The 14,314-nt window shown below is 60.1% G+C and carries 14 protein-coding genes and 2 pseudogenes; 10 read left to right on the plus strand and 6 right to left on the minus strand.

Features of this window, described 5'->3' with window-relative positions:
* The first annotated feature begins 55 nt into the window (after nucleotides 1-55).
* The 10 genes and pseudogenes from fabD (at nucleotide 56) to E8M77_RS22680 (ending at nucleotide 8,831) form a co-directional block, all read left to right on the plus strand.
* Nucleotides 56-1,000 carry an ACP S-malonyltransferase gene (gene fabD, locus E8M77_RS22635; protein ID WP_137132866.1) on the plus strand — a complete coding sequence of 315 codons (945 nt, stop codon included), beginning with the start codon at nucleotides 56-58 and terminating at the stop codon, nucleotides 998-1,000.
* Between the two features lie 18 nt (nucleotides 1,001-1,018).
* Complete coding sequence (gene fabG, locus E8M77_RS22640; RefSeq protein WP_137132867.1) at nucleotides 1,019-1,756, plus strand: 3-oxoacyl-[acyl-carrier-protein] reductase; 738 nt, start codon at nucleotides 1,019-1,021, stop codon at nucleotides 1,754-1,756.
* A 285-nt stretch (nucleotides 1,757-2,041) separates the two neighbouring features.
* Nucleotides 2,042-2,278 (plus strand): acyl carrier protein, encoded by a 237-nt coding sequence (locus E8M77_RS22645; RefSeq protein WP_137132868.1) that lies wholly within the window; start codon nucleotides 2,042-2,044, stop codon nucleotides 2,276-2,278.
* A 117-nt stretch (nucleotides 2,279-2,395) separates the two neighbouring features.
* Entirely contained in the window at nucleotides 2,396-3,658 is a 1,263-nt protein-coding gene (gene fabF / locus E8M77_RS22650) for a beta-ketoacyl-ACP synthase II (protein WP_137132869.1), read from the plus strand.
* A gap of 145 nt (nucleotides 3,659-3,803) precedes the next feature.
* Nucleotides 3,804-5,003: an endolytic transglycosylase MltG gene (mltG, locus tag E8M77_RS22655; protein ID WP_246659378.1), complete on the plus strand. Its 1,200-nt coding sequence runs from the start codon at nucleotides 3,804-3,806 to the stop codon at nucleotides 5,001-5,003.
* Nucleotides 5,004-5,051: 48 nt separating this feature from the next.
* Complete coding sequence (locus E8M77_RS22660) at nucleotides 5,052-5,939, plus strand: YicC/YloC family endoribonuclease (protein ID WP_137132871.1); 888 nt, start codon at nucleotides 5,052-5,054, stop codon at nucleotides 5,937-5,939.
* A gap of 3 nt (nucleotides 5,940-5,942) precedes the next feature.
* Nucleotides 5,943-6,614 carry a guanylate kinase gene (gene gmk, locus E8M77_RS22665; RefSeq protein WP_137132872.1) on the plus strand — a complete coding sequence of 224 codons (672 nt, stop codon included), beginning with the start codon at nucleotides 5,943-5,945 and terminating at the stop codon, nucleotides 6,612-6,614.
* 338 nt (nucleotides 6,615-6,952) lie between these two features.
* Nucleotides 6,953-7,294, plus strand: a complete 342-nt coding sequence (locus E8M77_RS22670) for a metalloregulator ArsR/SmtB family transcription factor (RefSeq protein ID WP_137132873.1) — start codon at nucleotides 6,953-6,955, stop codon at nucleotides 7,292-7,294.
* Nucleotides 7,295-7,314: 20 nt separating this feature from the next.
* Nucleotides 7,315-7,755: pseudogene (locus tag E8M77_RS22675) on the plus strand (SRPBCC domain-containing protein); the annotation flags it as partial.
* A 479-nt stretch (nucleotides 7,756-8,234) separates the two neighbouring features.
* On the plus strand, nucleotides 8,235-8,831 hold the full coding sequence (locus E8M77_RS22680; RefSeq protein WP_137132875.1) for an amino acid transporter: 597 nt from the start codon (nucleotides 8,235-8,237) through the stop codon (nucleotides 8,829-8,831).
* Nucleotides 8,832-8,988: 157 nt separating this feature from the next.
* On the opposite strand, the pseudogene E8M77_RS24325 reads toward E8M77_RS22680, so the two are convergent.
* The 6 genes and pseudogenes from E8M77_RS24325 to E8M77_RS22710 all read right to left on the minus strand — a co-directional run.
* Nucleotides 8,989-9,120 (minus strand): annotated as a pseudogene (locus E8M77_RS24325) (16S rRNA (adenine(1518)-N(6)/adenine(1519)-N(6))-dimethyltransferase); the annotation flags it as partial.
* A 129-nt stretch (nucleotides 9,121-9,249) separates the two neighbouring features.
* Nucleotides 9,250-9,672: a glyoxalase superfamily protein gene (locus E8M77_RS22690; protein ID WP_137132876.1), complete on the minus strand. Its 423-nt coding sequence runs from the start codon at nucleotides 9,670-9,672 to the stop codon at nucleotides 9,250-9,252.
* Nucleotides 9,669-11,063: an MATE family efflux transporter gene (locus E8M77_RS22695; protein WP_137132877.1), complete on the minus strand. Its 1,395-nt coding sequence runs from the start codon at nucleotides 11,061-11,063 to the stop codon at nucleotides 9,669-9,671. Before E8M77_RS22695 ends, E8M77_RS22690 begins: the two co-directional genes overlap by 4 nt.
* A gap of 431 nt (nucleotides 11,064-11,494) precedes the next feature.
* On the minus strand, nucleotides 11,495-12,325 hold the full coding sequence (gene rsmA / locus E8M77_RS22700; RefSeq protein WP_137132878.1) for a 16S rRNA (adenine(1518)-N(6)/adenine(1519)-N(6))-dimethyltransferase RsmA: 831 nt from the start codon (nucleotides 12,323-12,325) through the stop codon (nucleotides 11,495-11,497).
* On the minus strand, nucleotides 12,325-13,344 hold the full coding sequence (gene pdxA / locus E8M77_RS22705; RefSeq protein WP_137132879.1) for a 4-hydroxythreonine-4-phosphate dehydrogenase PdxA: 1,020 nt from the start codon (nucleotides 13,342-13,344) through the stop codon (nucleotides 12,325-12,327). The genes rsmA and pdxA overlap by 1 nt, the downstream gene beginning before the upstream one ends.
* An 11-nt stretch (nucleotides 13,345-13,355) precedes the next feature.
* Nucleotides 13,356-14,300, minus strand: coding sequence for a peptidylprolyl isomerase (locus tag E8M77_RS22710; protein ID WP_246659368.1), 945 nt, complete (start codon nucleotides 14,298-14,300; stop codon nucleotides 13,356-13,358).
* Between the last annotated feature and the right edge of the window lie 14 nt (nucleotides 14,301-14,314).

Below are 14,314 nucleotides of genomic sequence, written 5' to 3' on the forward strand. Positions count from 1 at the left end.
TGACTTGGCGGTGGAGAATGTGAATGGAAAGGCAAAAAAGGGAAGGACTGATCCCATGAGCATCGCATTTACATTCCCCGGCCAGGGTAGCCAGGCCGTCGGCATGGGCAAGGACCTGGCCGAAGCCTTTCCGCAGGCGCGCGCCGTTTTCCAGGAAGTCGACGAGGCGCTCGGCCAGAAGCTCTCCGACATCATGTGGAATGGACCGGAAGCCGATCTGACGCTGACCGCCAATGCGCAGCCGGCGCTGATGGCCGTATCCATGGCCGTCATGCGCGTGCTGGAAGTCGGCGGCTTGAAGCTTGCTGACAAGGTTTCCTATGTGGCGGGCCATTCGCTTGGCGAATATTCCGCGCTCTGTGCTGCGGGCACTTTCACGATTGCTGATACGGCACGCCTGCTGCGCATCCGTGGTGATGCCATGCAATCGGCCGTGCCGGTGGGCGAAGGCGCCATGGCGGCCATCATCGGCCTGGAACAGGCCGATGTCGAAGCCGCCTGTGCATCTGCTCGCGACAGTGGCATTTGCCAGATCGCCAATGACAATGGCGGCGGACAGCTGGTGATTTCGGGTTCCAAGGCGGCCGTTGAAAAGGCTGCGGCACTGGCCACCGAAAAGGGAGCCAAGCGCGCCATCATGCTGCCGGTTTCGGCGCCCTTCCATTCCGACCTGATGGCGCCGGCCGCCCATGCCATGGCCCATGCGCTGGACCAGGTTGTCAAACACGATCCGGTCGTGCCGCTGATTGCCAATGTGCGCGCCGCGCCGGTTCGTGATGCGGGTGAAATCGCCCAGCTTCTCGTCAGCCAGGTGACCGGCCAGGTGCGCTGGCGCGAAACGGTGGAATGGTTCGGCGCCAATGGCGTCACCACGCTTTACGAGGTTGGCACCGGCAAGGTGCTGACCGGTCTTGCCCGCCGCATTGACAAGAACGTCACGGGCATTGCCATCAATACGCCAGCCGATATCGAGGCTGCGCTGAAGACACTCCTCGGCTGAACGCAAAGGGATAAGACTATGTTTGATCTGACCGGCCGCAAGGCCTTGGTGACAGGCGCCACCGGCGGCATCGGCGAAGAGATTGCCCGCTTGCTGCACAAGCAAGGGGCAACCGTTGGCCTGCACGGCACGCGCGCCGAAAAGCTTGAGGCGCTGGCGGCAGAACTTGGCGAGCGGGTGCATGTGTTTCCGGCAAACCTTGCCGACCGCGCCGAAGTGAAGGCGCTGGGCGAAAAGGCCGAAGCCGACATGGGTGGCGTGGATATCCTCGTCAACAATGCCGGCATCACCAAGGACGGCCTTTTCGTGCGCATGAGCGATGAGGACTGGGATGCGGTTCTGGAAGTCAACCTTACAGCCACCTTCCGCCTGACGCGCGAACTGACCCATCCGATGATGCGCCGCCGTTTTGGCCGCATTATCAACATCACCTCGATCGTCGGGGTGACCGGCAATCCGGGCCAGGCCAATTACTGCGCCTCCAAGGCCGGTATGATCGGTTTTTCGAAGTCGCTTGCCCAGGAAATCGCCACGCGCAACGTGACGGTGAACTGCGTGGCGCCGGGCTTTATCGAAAGCGCGATGACCGGCAAGCTGAACGACAAGCAGAAGGATGCCATTCTGGGCGCCATCCCGATGAAGCGCATGGGCACCGGCGCAGACATTGCGGCTTCTGTATTGTACCTTGCCTCCAACGAGGCCGGCTACATGACCGGGCAGACCCTGCACGTCAATGGCGGCATGGCAATGATCTGAATGGGTTGCGCCCGCTGCGTCCTGCCACAGCATTGCCTGTTGGCGGCGGCATGGCGGGCCATTTTCTGGCTTTGCGGCGCGGTGAAACCGTGTTAAGCGGGCCATGACTGTGAACAGTCACCCCGAATGCTGACGTACTCGACGCCTTTTGCGCATCAGAAGTCCGCAGTCTTGTCTCGGGTGAGCGAGTTTGCCCAGAGCCGGCCTTATAAAGGCGGTCACGGGTTCCAACAGGGTGCGGATGCCGGTGAGGCAGTCCGAAAGATAAAGGTCGAGGAAACCGACATGAGCGATATCGCAGAGCGCGTTAAGAAAATTGTCATTGATCATCTCGGCGTCGATGCCGACAAAGTTGTCGAAGGCGCAAGCTTCATCGATGACCTGGGCGCCGACTCGCTCGACACCGTCGAACTCGTCATGGCCTTCGAAGAAGAATTCAGCGTTGAAATTCCCGATGACGCAGCTGACTCGATCCTGACGGTCGGCGACGCTGTGAAGTTCATCGAGAAGGCTCAGGCTTAATCTCGATTGAGATATGAGAGAGCCGTCCTGTGAAGGGCAGGCTCATCGACGGCCCGGCATGTTCGGGCCGTTTCACTACGATGATGTTGGAATAGACGTGCGGGGTGGGGCGCTGGCATGAGGCGTGTCGTTATCACCGGTACCGGAATGGTATCTCCTCTGGGCTGTGGTACGGAAATCAGCTGGTCGCGCTTGATCGCTGGCCATAACTCTGCTCGCCGGGTCACCGAGTTCGAGGTCGAAGACCTCCCCGCCAAGATTGCCTGTCGTATTCCGACCGAGGCTGGCACCGACGGTGCGTTCAATCCGGATGACTGGATGGAGCCCAAGGAGCAGCGCAAGGTCGATACTTTTATCGTCTATGGCGTGGCCGCTGCCGACATGGCGTTGGCCGATGCCGGCTGGCACCCAAAGACCGATGAAGACCAATGCGCCACGGGCGTGCTGATCGGTTCGGGCGTTGGTGGCATTGAAGGCATTGTCGAGGCGGGCTACACGCTGCGCGATAAGGGTCCGCGCCGCATTTCTCCATTTTTCATTCCCGGCCGCCTGATTAATCTCATCTCGGGCCATGTGTCGATCAAGCACAAGCTGCGCGGCCCGAACCATTCGGTGGTCACAGCCTGTTCGACCGGCGCCCATGCCATTGGCGATGCAAGCCGGCTTATTGCGCTGGGCGATGCAGACGTGATGGTTGCCGGCGGGGCCGAAAGCCCGATCAGCCGTATTTCGCTGGCCGGCTTTGCAGCCTGCAAGGCGCTGTCGACAAAATACAATGACGATCCCCAAAAGGCCTCGCGCCCCTATGACCGCGACCGCGACGGTTTCGTGATGGGCGAGGGCGCCGGCATCGTCGTGCTGGAAGAACTCGAGCATGCCAAGGCGCGCGGCGCCAAGATCTATGCCGAAGTGGTCGGCTATGGCCTGTCGGGCGATGCCTTCCATATCACCGCGCCGTCCGAGGATGGCGACGGTGCGTTTCGCTGCATGACGGCTGCCCTCAAGCGGGCCGGCCTGACACCGGCCGATCTCGATTATATCAACGCGCATGGCACCTCGACCATGGCCGACACAATCGAACTGGGGGCTGTCGAGCGTCTGGTCGGCAGTTCTGCCTCAAAGATCTCGATGTCGTCCACCAAATCCGCCATCGGTCATCTTCTGGGCGCGGCCGGAGCTGTGGAAGCTATCTTTTCCGTGCTGGCGATCCGTGACAATGTGGCGCCGCCGACGCTCAATCTCGACACACCCGATGTGGAGACGGCGATCGATCTGGTGCCGCATGTGGCACGCAAGCGCGAGATCAATGTTGCTCTGTCCAATTCCTTCGGCTTCGGCGGAACCAACGCTTCCCTGGTCCTGCGCCGTTTCGAAGGCTGATAGCGAGACGGTTCTGCCGGGCACAGAGCCGGGCTGTCGTCTTCTGAACCCTGTTTTCGCCGCATTGCAAGGTCATTGACCGCGGAATGTTCGACTATCAGAAGGAGTGCCGGTGACCGACACGAACAGCAACAGCGATAGGGAAATTGGCCGCGACGCCACATCCGGCGGCGCGCCCATCATTCCGAAGTCTCCGAACGAGGCGCTGAAGCCCGAGCGTGTGCCTGAACCACCGCGCCGGTCCAGGAAAGCCCGCAGTCAGATCGTCATCTTCCTGAACTTCGTAATGACGATGATCGTGTTTGCCTGCGTCATTGCCGTCGCTGGTTTCTACTATGTCATCTCAGCCTATCAGAACCCCGGTCCGCTGGAAACGAACACGCATTTCATCGTGCGCGAAGGCGCAGGGCTTGCGGAAATCGCCCAGAGCCTGGAGCGCAATGGTATCGTTTCGGATGCGCGCGTCTTCCGCTACATGACCATCAGCTATCTGCGCGACGGCCAGACGCTGAAGGCCGGCGAATATGAGATCAAGGCCGGTGTCTCGATGAAGGAGGTTGCCAACCTTCTGGAATCGGGCAAGTCCATCCTCTATTCCGTCTCCATGCCGGAGGGCCTGACCGTTCATCAGATGATGGCACGGCTGGCAGATGATCCCGTGCTGGAAGGCAACCTGCCGAGAGAACAGCCGGCTGAAGGCACTCTGCGGCCCGATACCTATAAGTTTTCGCGCGGTACCCAGCGCGCAGAGATCCTCTCACAGATGCGCGCCGCACAGGAGCGTCTCGTCGATCAGATATGGGAGAAGCGCGATCCGGACCTGCCGATCAAGACCAAGCAGGAATTTGTCGTGCTGGCCTCGATCGTCGAGAAGGAAACCGGCAAGGACGATGAGCGCGCCCATGTCGCTTCCGTCTTCATCAACCGCCTCAACAAGGGCATGCGCCTGCAATCGGATCCGACGATCATCTACGGCATTTTCGGCGGGGCGGGAAAACCGTCCGAGCGGCCGATCATGAAGGCCGATCTCGACAGGCAGACGCCCTACAATACCTATCAGATCAAGGGCCTGCCGCCGACGCCGATTGCCAATCCAGGCCGTGCCGCGCTGGAGGCCGTCGCCAATCCCTGGCGCACGAACGACCTTTACTTCGTGGCCGATGGTACCGGCGGTCATGCCTTTGCTCAGACGCTGGATGAGCACAATGCCAATGTCAGGCGCTGGCGCAAGATCGAGGCGGATCGCGCCAGTGCAGGTGGTGGCGGGGCAACGGCAGGTCAGGCCGATATGCAGGATGGCCTACCCGGCGGCGCTGACGCGGAAAAGCCGCCGAAAGGCAATTGATTGAACGGCTGCCATAAGGCGGTCCGTTTTCCAAAAGGGGTCAGGGGTATGAGTGTGCAGTCCATGACGGGTTTTGCCCGTCGCGAAGGGGCAGTGGGCCGATATCGCTGGGCCTGGGAACTGCGCTCCGTCAATGGCAAGGGTCTGGATCTGAGGCTACGCCTGCCGCCAGGCTTTGAGGCGCTGGAAGCGGATGTGCGCAAGCGCGTCTCCTCAAAACTCAACCGTGGCAATATCCAGGCCTCGCTGTCGGTCTCTGTGGCCGAGGCAAAGGTCGAAGCCGTCCTCAATCAGGATGCACTGGATGCGGTTCTCGTCCTTCGCCAGCAATTGGGCGATCTGGTTGATCAGGCACCGCTGAAGCTCGACAGCCTTCTTTCGATCCGCGGTCTCGTGGAAATCAAGGAGACCGAAGATCTGCCCGAAGCCATGGCGGCGCGCGATCTGGCGGTGGTCGATGGGCTCGATCTGGCGCTGGATGATCTGGTCGCCATGCGGCTTGGCGAAGGGGCAGCGCTGGCCGCCATTCTCTCCCAGCATGTGCGGATGATCGGCCAGCTTGTCGGCGTGGTGGAGGCCGATCCTGCCCGCTCCACGGAAGAGATCGCCAGGCGCCTCCAGGCGCAGATCGCCATGCTGATGGAGGCGGCCGGCGGGCTTGATCGCGACCGGCTCTATGCGGAAGCCGTGCTTCTGGCCACCAAGGCGGACCTGCGCGAGGAGATCGACCGGTTGAAGGCCCATATTGCCGCTGCCGATGAGCTTCTAGCCAAAGGTGGGCCGGTTGGCCGGCGCCTCGACTTTCTTGCACAGGAATTTAACCGCGAGTCGAATACCATCTGTTCCAAATCGAACTCGGCTGCGGTAACGGCGGCAGGTATCGAACTGAAAGTCGTGATCGACCAGTTCCGCGAACAGGTCCAGAATTTGGAGTAGAGCATGAGCCCGGCGCCGTCATCGCCCGTCAAGATCGCCCGTCGCGGGTTGATGCTGGTCCTGTCATCGCCGTCCGGCGCTGGAAAATCAACGATTGCCGGCAACCTGCTGCGCGACGATCATAGTCTCGAGATTTCTGTCAGCGTTACCACGCGGGCCAAGCGCGCCAGCGAGATCGGTGGCAAGCACTATCATTTCATCACCATTCCGCAGTTTGAACGCATGCGCGACAATGGCGAATTGCTGGAATGGGCAGAAGTGCACGGCAATTTCTACGGTACGCCACGCGAGCCCGTCGAGACCGCCATGGCGGAAGGCCGCGACATGCTGTTCGATATCGACTGGCAGGGCGCGCTGCAATTGCAGGACAAGATGAAGGCCGACATCGTCTCCATCTTCGTGCTGCCGCCCTCGATGACGGAACTGCAATCACGCCTGCACCGCCGCGCCGAAGATACGGAAGAGGTTATCCGCACGCGTCTCCTCAATTCCCGCTCGGAAATCGAACACTGGCGCGAATATGATTATGTCATCGTCAATGATGATCTCGACGAGGCCTTCGGCCATGTCTCCTGCATCGTCAATGCCGAGCGCATCCGCCGCGACCGGCGCTTCGGCCTGTTTGACTTTGTCGAGAGCCTGCTGAAGGAAGAACCCAGCCTCACACCGCGCTGATGCGTTTACGGCCCCTGGTGGGGCCGTTTTCCATTCGAGACAGCATCGTGCCCTAGCGATTAAGGCGGAACGGTGCGGCAGAGGTAAAGTCCGTTTTGGGGCCGAAGCGGACATGCGGCTTGAAGCGCTGAATCCAGTTTTGCGCCGCCATTTCTGACGTTCAAGCCAACCGCCGGATTGCTTGAAGCCGACGGCGGCAGAAGGCACAAAGTCCGGTCGGGCAAAAGATATCGGGAAAGCAAGCCTGAACATCTGGTCTGGTCGACAGGCAGCCTAACACTTAGCAAAATGACGAAGTTTTTTCTTGCGCACTGTATCCATTTTGTTAACTTAGCAATATGGCTAAGCATGAACCCGCTCTTTCTTTGTTGTTCCATGCACTCTCCGATGCGACGCGTCGGTCAATGTTGACGAAGCTCGCCGCGCGTCCGGTCAGCGTGACCGATCTCGCCGGGCCCACGGGATTGCGGCTGCCAACCGTGATGCGGCACTTGTCGGTGCTGGAGGAAGCCGGGTTGATCACCACGGCGAAGGATGGGCGGGTTCGCACCTGCGCCATTGTACCCGAGGCTCTGGGTCCTGCACGAACATGGCTCGACCAACAAGAAGCTCTTTGGGAAGCACAACTCGACCGGCTGGACGCATTTGTGATGAAGAAAATGAAAGGACGCGAGGAATGACCCACGATATTGAAAGTGAAGCGGATCGGACCATGGTGCTGCAGCGGATCGTCAAGGCGCCGCGATCCGTCGTTTGGGGCGTGTGGATGAACCCGGAGACGCTGCCTCTCTGGTGGGGACCGGAAGGGTTTTCCTGCCGAACGAGGAAGATCGACCTGCGCAGTGGCGGTGAATGGATCTTCGACATGATCGCGCCAGATGGAACGGTTTTCCCAAATCACCACCTTTACAACGAGGTGTGGCCCGAAAACCGGATAGGCTACACGCTTCTTTGGGGCGAGAACGGACCCAAGCATGCTGACGCCGTCGTTGCTATGGAAGAACAAGATTGTGCAACCAAGGTGACGCTGACGATGGTCTTCAGCACAACTGCAGAATACCAAACAGCCAAGGGCTTTGGAGCTGAAGAACTCGGGCAGCAAACGCTTGCCAAACTTGAACGTTTCGCGGCTTCGCACTGACGCACACGGTATGTATGCCTTTTGTGGATTCGTGCTCGTTGGATCGCCAGCACAATGGGTCGGCGGGTGCGATGATTAAATCTTCGAAACTGGCGAGGGCGACATTATAGATTTGCCGAAAGACTGCGTGCATGACCTACGCGTTTTGTCAGATTACGGTCGCTGCCTCGCGTCGCCATCACCAATGGTCATGTAGTGGATATGGTCAGCGCCGCGGCTCTTACGTAGAACCGGTCATTGGAGGCATGCACCGCAGCAGACACTGCTTTCCAGGGGCATAAGCCCCCAAGCAAGGAATGTCGGCGTCTAGTGGTGGCTACCGCAAAGCGGCAGACGCCTCCCGGCCTGGAGCGGACGTTGGCGGTATGTGATATCGGAAAGCTAGACGCATCAATGATATCATCGTCCGCGACGCGAAGGGCCGTTATTCCTAACTGAGTAATGCGGCAGTCGAGTAGATGGAAAGGCAGAGGATGGGGATGCAGCATATTCCCGATGATGCGTGGGATGCCTGGACACCGGAACTGCTTTTTCAGCGCTTCCGCTATCAGAGTTCGCCCTGGTACATTGTCGGTGGCTGGGCACTGGACCTGTGGCATGGCTACCAGACCCGTGATCATGAGGACCTGGAGTTCTGCATACTTTCGGAGGATATCGATCTTTTTCGCGCCCAGTTATCCGACCTAGATTTTTTCGAGGTCCATAACGGCACGTTTGCTTATCTTGCTCCTGAAATGAGGCCTCGACCAGAGACCTACCAATTGTGGGGAGCCGACACGGCCAACGCTTGCTGGCGAATAGACATGATGCTCGAACATGGCACCCCCGAAATCTGGATTTATAAGCGCGACCCATCGTTCCGGTTGCCCAGGTCGACTGTCGTTCGAGAAACACCCTCCGGAATTCCTTATCTCGCTCCTGCGCTCGTCCTTATGTTTAAGGCAAAACACATTCGTCCCAAAGATGCAGCAGACTTCCAGGCTGCGTTGCCGAAGCTTCACGTTCAGGAAAAAGCCGACCTACGAAGTTGGCTGGAGGCGATGTATCCCGGTCATGAATGGATCACACAGCTTTAAGGAAAGGCAGGATGACCGCTGTTGGCGCAAAGCTGACGGCCTGGCGCAAAATCCGGTCGCATAGCTCTGAATCTCGCTATCCGAAGCAGCTATCAGCTCACCTATGTTTCAGGAGTTTGCCCCCGGAGAGGCCTTCGAACCCGAGCCTGTCTATGCCTCAGATGAGGTTGGCGAGGCGCACGAATTCCTCGATCGACTGCGTTTCGGCCCGGCGTGCCGGATCGATCTCGGCGCGGGTCAGCAGCGCTTCGCCGCCCAGAGACTTGACGCTCTGGCGCAGCGTCTGCTTCGCTCCACTTTCGATATTCGAACTGAATCAGCAATTCGACCAGTAGGCAACACCCGAGTTTTTCAACACAATCGGCCCGAAGCGGTCATTGGCCACCGCAAAAGTCGGACGCGGCCAACTCACCGGGGTTCATAATGCGCTTAGTATCAGATGCGGTGTGCCGTTTGATGTCTTGCGTACGGACGTTCCATTGATATCCACCGTAGCTCTTACCACTCGGCGCATATTGGAAAAGCTGTCAAAGGTGACCGTGTCCACCGGTTCATCGAAACGGACAGTCACGGAATAGAGCGAGCCCGAGGATGATAATGCGCTGATTTCGCCCTTGAAGGATTGCCCAAGATACCGACCCTGCACCCTTTGGTGCAAATGGAACGGAGGAGGAGCAGCGTTAGCGAGGCGGGCGGACAAGGTGTTCCAGTCGCGCGCGCCGTTCTGCCGGGCGACCAGTTCCAGTGCCTGGGCATGGCCCAACACGGTGCCGTCGGCGGCAAGTGCATTCCTCAGAGATTTTGCATGCGCCTTGGCTTCTGCGATGTTTCTGACTGTCATGACATGCTCCCCAGGGCCTTGAGCCCGATACCGGCGGTTCCCCGCGCATTCAGGGCGACGGCGAGCACAAGAGTTGCGATGACTGCGGCCACGCCATCGGCCAAAGGATAGGCGAACCAAATCGCATCCGCGCCCAACATTGCCGCAGCGATCGTGACCAAGACAGGCAACAGGATAAGCGGCTTGACCATGGTCAGAAGAGCCGCGCGGGCCGGTTGGCCGATGGCTTGGAAATATAGCCCGAGCACAAGAACTGGCCCGGAAAAGAGATAGACGGCTGCCATGGGACGAAGCAATCGGCCGACCTCGCCGATCACATCCGGATCAGCGACAAAGGCTGCTCCGACGACTGTGCCTTTGCTCAGCAACAAAACCTCGACTGCAAAACAATAGAGAAATGCTGTTGCCGCAGCGATCCGCAGGACCGCATCCGAGCGAGTGTAGAGACGCGCACCGACATTGTTGCCGACGATGCTCTGCATCGCCATCGCGATCGCCATGATTGGCAGGAAGGCAAAACCAAAAATGCGTGTCACGATGCCGTAGGCGGCAATAGTCGTGGCGTAATCGGTGGCGCCTCCTATACGGAGGGCGAGAACCACGCTGGCGGCCGAAAGCGCCATTCCGATAAAACCCAGACTGACGGGGGCACCCAGCGCAACAATACGCCTCCAACTACCGGTCCATCGGTTCCGCCAGAGACTGTTGAGCGGCATCATGCCCCCAAGAAACGGGCGCAGCCCGGCCAGAAGCACCAGTCCCAGCGCCTGCGCCAGAACCGTGCCAGTGGCCGAACCCGCAACACCGAGCTCCAGCACCGCAACCAGGATGTAGTTCAGCAGAATGTTGATGAGCGTGACCCCAAGCGACATCAGCGCCATCAATCCGGCCCGTCCTTCGTTCCTCCAGGCATCGGTATGAATACCCAGCAGAAATTGTACCGGGGTTCCGAATATGGTGATTGCCAGGAAAATCCACACCATTTCGGCAACCGCGCCATCGGAGCCCGCTATGCGCAGGGAGAAGCCCCACCCGCCCGCACAGAAGATCACGATCAGCATTGAAGCGATCGTCAACGCAAGTCCATGCGCACCGGCGAAGGTCGCGTTGGCCGCGTTACGGTCGTCGGCGCCGAGCTGGCGAGCCAGCAGACTGGACATTCCCCCGCTAACAAGGGTCGAAAGCGCGATCGTCAGCATCAGAACTGGGAAGGCCATGCCGACGGCCGCCATCGCGTCCGCACCGACGATATGTCCCAGAAAGACGGCGTCGATAATACCCAGCATCCCGTTCATCACCATGATGGCGATCATAGGCAGTGCGGTTGCGGCAAAAATTCTGCTGGGCGAGGCAGTCAAAAAACGGTTTTCGGGCGATTGTCGCAAAGACATCACTCACTCCTCCAAAGAGGCATTTCGACTGTGATGGGAGCCTGCATTGCCACCGACGAAATGCTTCGAGGGTGAGAAAAATCGTCATATGCCGGGCTTTACCGTGACTTGCGTCTGCAGGCGGCAGGTGCTCGGAACCTTCGCGAGAAAAGCCAGCAAACTCACAGATTGTCAATAGGAGCGTGCGTGAGAATTCTGCACGCGGCCCAAGGGCGGCTGCCTCTTGACCGCCCAGTGGACGACGACCTTCAACGGGTCAAGCGCTACCATTCGACATCCTTCGGTGAATAGCCCGCTTCTGGCGCAAAGCTGACGGCCTGCCGCAAAATCCGGTCGCATAGCTCTGAATCTCGCGACCCGAAGCAGCTATCAGCCCGCTATGTTTCAGGAGTTTGCCCCCGGAGAGGCCTTCAAATCCGAGCCTGTCTGCCTCAGATCAGGTTGGCGAGCCGGACGAATTCCTCGATCGACAGCGTTTCGGCCCGGCGCGCCGGATCGATCTCGGCGCGGGTGAGCAGCGCTTCGCCGCCCAGCGACTTGACGCTCTGGCGCAGCATCTTGCGGCGCTGTCCAAAGGCTGCCAGCGTCACGCGCTCCAGCTTTGCCACATCGCAGGGCAAGGGCGTCTCGCGCGGCGTCAGATGCACCACGGTGGAGGTCACCTTCGGCGGCGGCGTAAAGGCCTGTGGCGGCACATCGAAAGCCATGCGGGCTTCCGTTCGCCAGCCGGCCAGCACGCCGAGGCGACCGTAATGGTTGTCATCCTGCTTGGCGACGATCCGCTGGCCGACTTCCTTCTGGAACATCAGCGTCATTGACTGCCAGAAGGGCGGCCAGACCGGCGGCAGAAGCCAGTTGACGAGAAGTTGCGTGCCGACATTATAGGGCAGGTTGGCGATGATCCTGACCGGGCCATCTTGCGGCACCAGCGCCGAGAAATCGGTCTTCAGCGCATCGCCTTCGATCACCTCGAGCCTGCCGGGATAATAGGTCTCGATCTCGGCCAGAGCCGGCAGGCAGCGCGCATCGCGCTCCACCGCAATCACTTTTTGGGCCCCAAGCGACAGGATGGCGCGGGTGAGGCCTCCCGGTCCTGGCCCCACTTCGAACACGGTGACGCCTTCCAGCGGACCTGCGGTGCGGGCAATCTTCTGGGTCAGGTTCAGGTCGAGCAGAAAATTCTGGCCAAGCGCCTTGCGCGCATCCAGTCCATGGCGATCGATGACATCGCGCAGCGGCGGCAGTCCGTCCAGCGTTGCCATCAGCGGGGGGAACCGGCAGCATGGCCCGCAAGCTCGCTGGCAATTCTCAGGGCCGCCACCAGGCTCGTTTCGCGCGCAATGCCCTGGCCTGCAAGGCCAAAGGCCGTGCCATGGTCTGGCGAGGTGCGGATGAAGGGCAGGCCGAGCGTGATATTCACCGAATCGTCAAAGCCCAGCGCCTTGGCCGGGATCAGCGCCTGATCGTGATACATGCAGATCGCCACATCATAGCGGGCCCGCGCCTCGTCATGAAACATCGTATCGGCAGACAGAGGCCCGAAGGCATTGATGCCTTCGGCGCGCAGCATGCTGATGGCCGGTTCGATGAGATCGCGGTCTTCAAGCCCGATTGCTCCGTCCTCGCCCGCATGCGGGTTGAGGCCGGCGACGGCCAGACGCGGCTGCGCCATGCCGAAGCGGGTGCGAAGATCATGGTCGGCGACGCGGCAGGTCTCGATGATCAGGTCTTCTGTCAGCGTCGAGGCTACATCCTTCAGCGGAATATGGATGGTCACCGGAATGGTGCGTAGTTTCGGTCCGGCCAGCATCATCACCGGCCTGCAGGGATTGCCGGTCGCCTTGGAGGCAAGATCCGCCAGAAATTCGGTATGTCCGGGAAAGCCGAAGCCAGCCTCGTAGAGCACGGATTTTGCGATCGGATTGGTCACGGTTGCCGCAGCCTTGCCGGCAAGGCAGAGCGCCACCGCAGTCTCGATAGCGCTGATCGTGCTGCGGGCCGAGGCCACATGCGGACGGCCGGCCTCGATTTCCGCGCCGATCGGCACGGAGAAAACGGGCAGGGCGGTATCGAAAAGATCCCAGGCCGTCTCGGCCGTCGCCTCGCGGATCGGCACATCAACGCCGATCATGCGGGCGCGGGCGGCAAGCGCTACCGGATCGCCGATATAGAGGAAAGGCTGAAGGCCAAGCTCCGCACGGCGCAGCCATGCGGAAATGGAAATGTCAGGACCAATCCCGGCGGGATCGCCCTGGGTCAGGGCAAGCGGCAAATTCGGCATCTGCAATCCGATCAGGGAAACACGATCTGCGCCTTCTTGCGCAGCTCTTCGAGGTATTTGACCTCGTTCGGGTTCTCGCCAGACTGCTTTTCCTTGCCGATATCCTCGGCGCGGAACACGACTTCGGCGGCGGTATCATCCGAAACCTGGCGCTGCTTACAGATGGCGATGAATTCCACGCCGCGCTCCGTCACGCGGGTGCCCGTCGTACCGTTCGGCGAAGCCTTCTCCACCAGAGGCTTCCACTCTTCCGGCAGTTCCTGCTTCATCACGCGCCCAAGGCTGCGCACGGAAACATCCAGCATGGTCTTGGCAAATTCCTTGGACTGGTCGCAGCCCGGAAAGCTGCTGCGCGATTTTTCCGCTTCGGCCTTGCGCTTGTTGAGGATGGCGGCGCGCTTGGAATCCGGCACGACGAAAATGATCTGTTGCAGGAAATACTCGGTGGTGACCGGCTTTTCCTTGTTCTCCATCATGCGCTTGACCAGTTCTTCCGAGGAGATCTTGCCGCTGCCGTAACGGGCATTGACCAGACGCGGCCAACTCATCTGCACGGCGATGAAGGCCTTGAAATGCTCGGCGGTCACGCCGGCCTGATCGAGAACCTTGGTCATCTGCTCGGCTGTCATCTTGTTGCTTGCGGCAAAGCGCGCAAACGACCGATCCACATCCTCGGTGCTGACGGACATGCGAACGCGGGCGATTTCTTCGCGCTTCAGCGCTTCATCGACCAGTTCGTCGCGCGCGATCTTCGGCAGATTGCCGCCCTTGCGCTGCAGGCGCAGGAAGGCGGCGCGCTTGGCAACATCCGTATTGGTAATGGGGGTCTTGTTGACGACGGCAACCACTTCGCTGGCGGCCATGGCAACATGTGCTGCCGGTTCGACCACGAAAGATGCAGCGAGAACCGTGGCGGCAAGGGCGGCACGGCGCAATGCGACGCTTGCAAACATCATTTTCCCCTCCTCAT

This window comes from Rhizobium sp. FY34 (genome assembly GCF_005222845.1).
Taxonomy (GTDB): domain Bacteria; phylum Pseudomonadota; class Alphaproteobacteria; order Rhizobiales; family Rhizobiaceae; genus Neorhizobium.

Bases quoted from the DNA above. Each gene is read 5' to 3' on its own strand.
- fabD (WP_137132866.1), top strand. From the start codon at position 56: ATGAGCATCGCATTTACATTCCCCGGCCAGGGTAGCCAGGCCGTCGGC.
- fabG (WP_137132867.1), top strand. From the start codon at position 1,019: ATGTTTGATCTGACCGGCCGCAAGGCCTTGGTGACAGGCGCCACCGGC.
- E8M77_RS22645 (WP_137132868.1), top strand. From the start codon at position 2,042: ATGAGCGATATCGCAGAGCGCGTTAAGAAAATTGTCATTGATCATCTC.
- fabF (WP_137132869.1), top strand. From the start codon at position 2,396: ATGAGGCGTGTCGTTATCACCGGTACCGGAATGGTATCTCCTCTGGGC.
- E8M77_RS22660 (WP_137132871.1), top strand. From the start codon at position 5,052: ATGAGTGTGCAGTCCATGACGGGTTTTGCCCGTCGCGAAGGGGCAGTG.
- gmk (WP_137132872.1), top strand. From the start codon at position 5,943: ATGAGCCCGGCGCCGTCATCGCCCGTCAAGATCGCCCGTCGCGGGTTG.
- E8M77_RS22670 (WP_137132873.1), top strand. From the start codon at position 6,953: ATGGCTAAGCATGAACCCGCTCTTTCTTTGTTGTTCCATGCACTCTCC.
- E8M77_RS22680 (WP_137132875.1), top strand. From the start codon at position 8,235: ATGCAGCATATTCCCGATGATGCGTGGGATGCCTGGACACCGGAACTG.
- E8M77_RS22690 (WP_137132876.1), bottom strand. From the start codon at position 9,672: ATGACAGTCAGAAACATCGCAGAAGCCAAGGCGCATGCAAAATCTCTG.
- E8M77_RS22695 (WP_137132877.1), bottom strand. From the start codon at position 11,063: ATGTCTTTGCGACAATCGCCCGAAAACCGTTTTTTGACTGCCTCGCCC.
- rsmA (WP_137132878.1), bottom strand. From the start codon at position 12,325: ATGGCAACGCTGGACGGACTGCCGCCGCTGCGCGATGTCATCGATCGC.
- pdxA (WP_137132879.1), bottom strand. From the start codon at position 13,344: ATGCCGAATTTGCCGCTTGCCCTGACCCAGGGCGATCCCGCCGGGATT.
- E8M77_RS22710 (WP_246659368.1), bottom strand. From the start codon at position 14,300: ATGATGTTTGCAAGCGTCGCATTGCGCCGTGCCGCCCTTGCCGCCACG.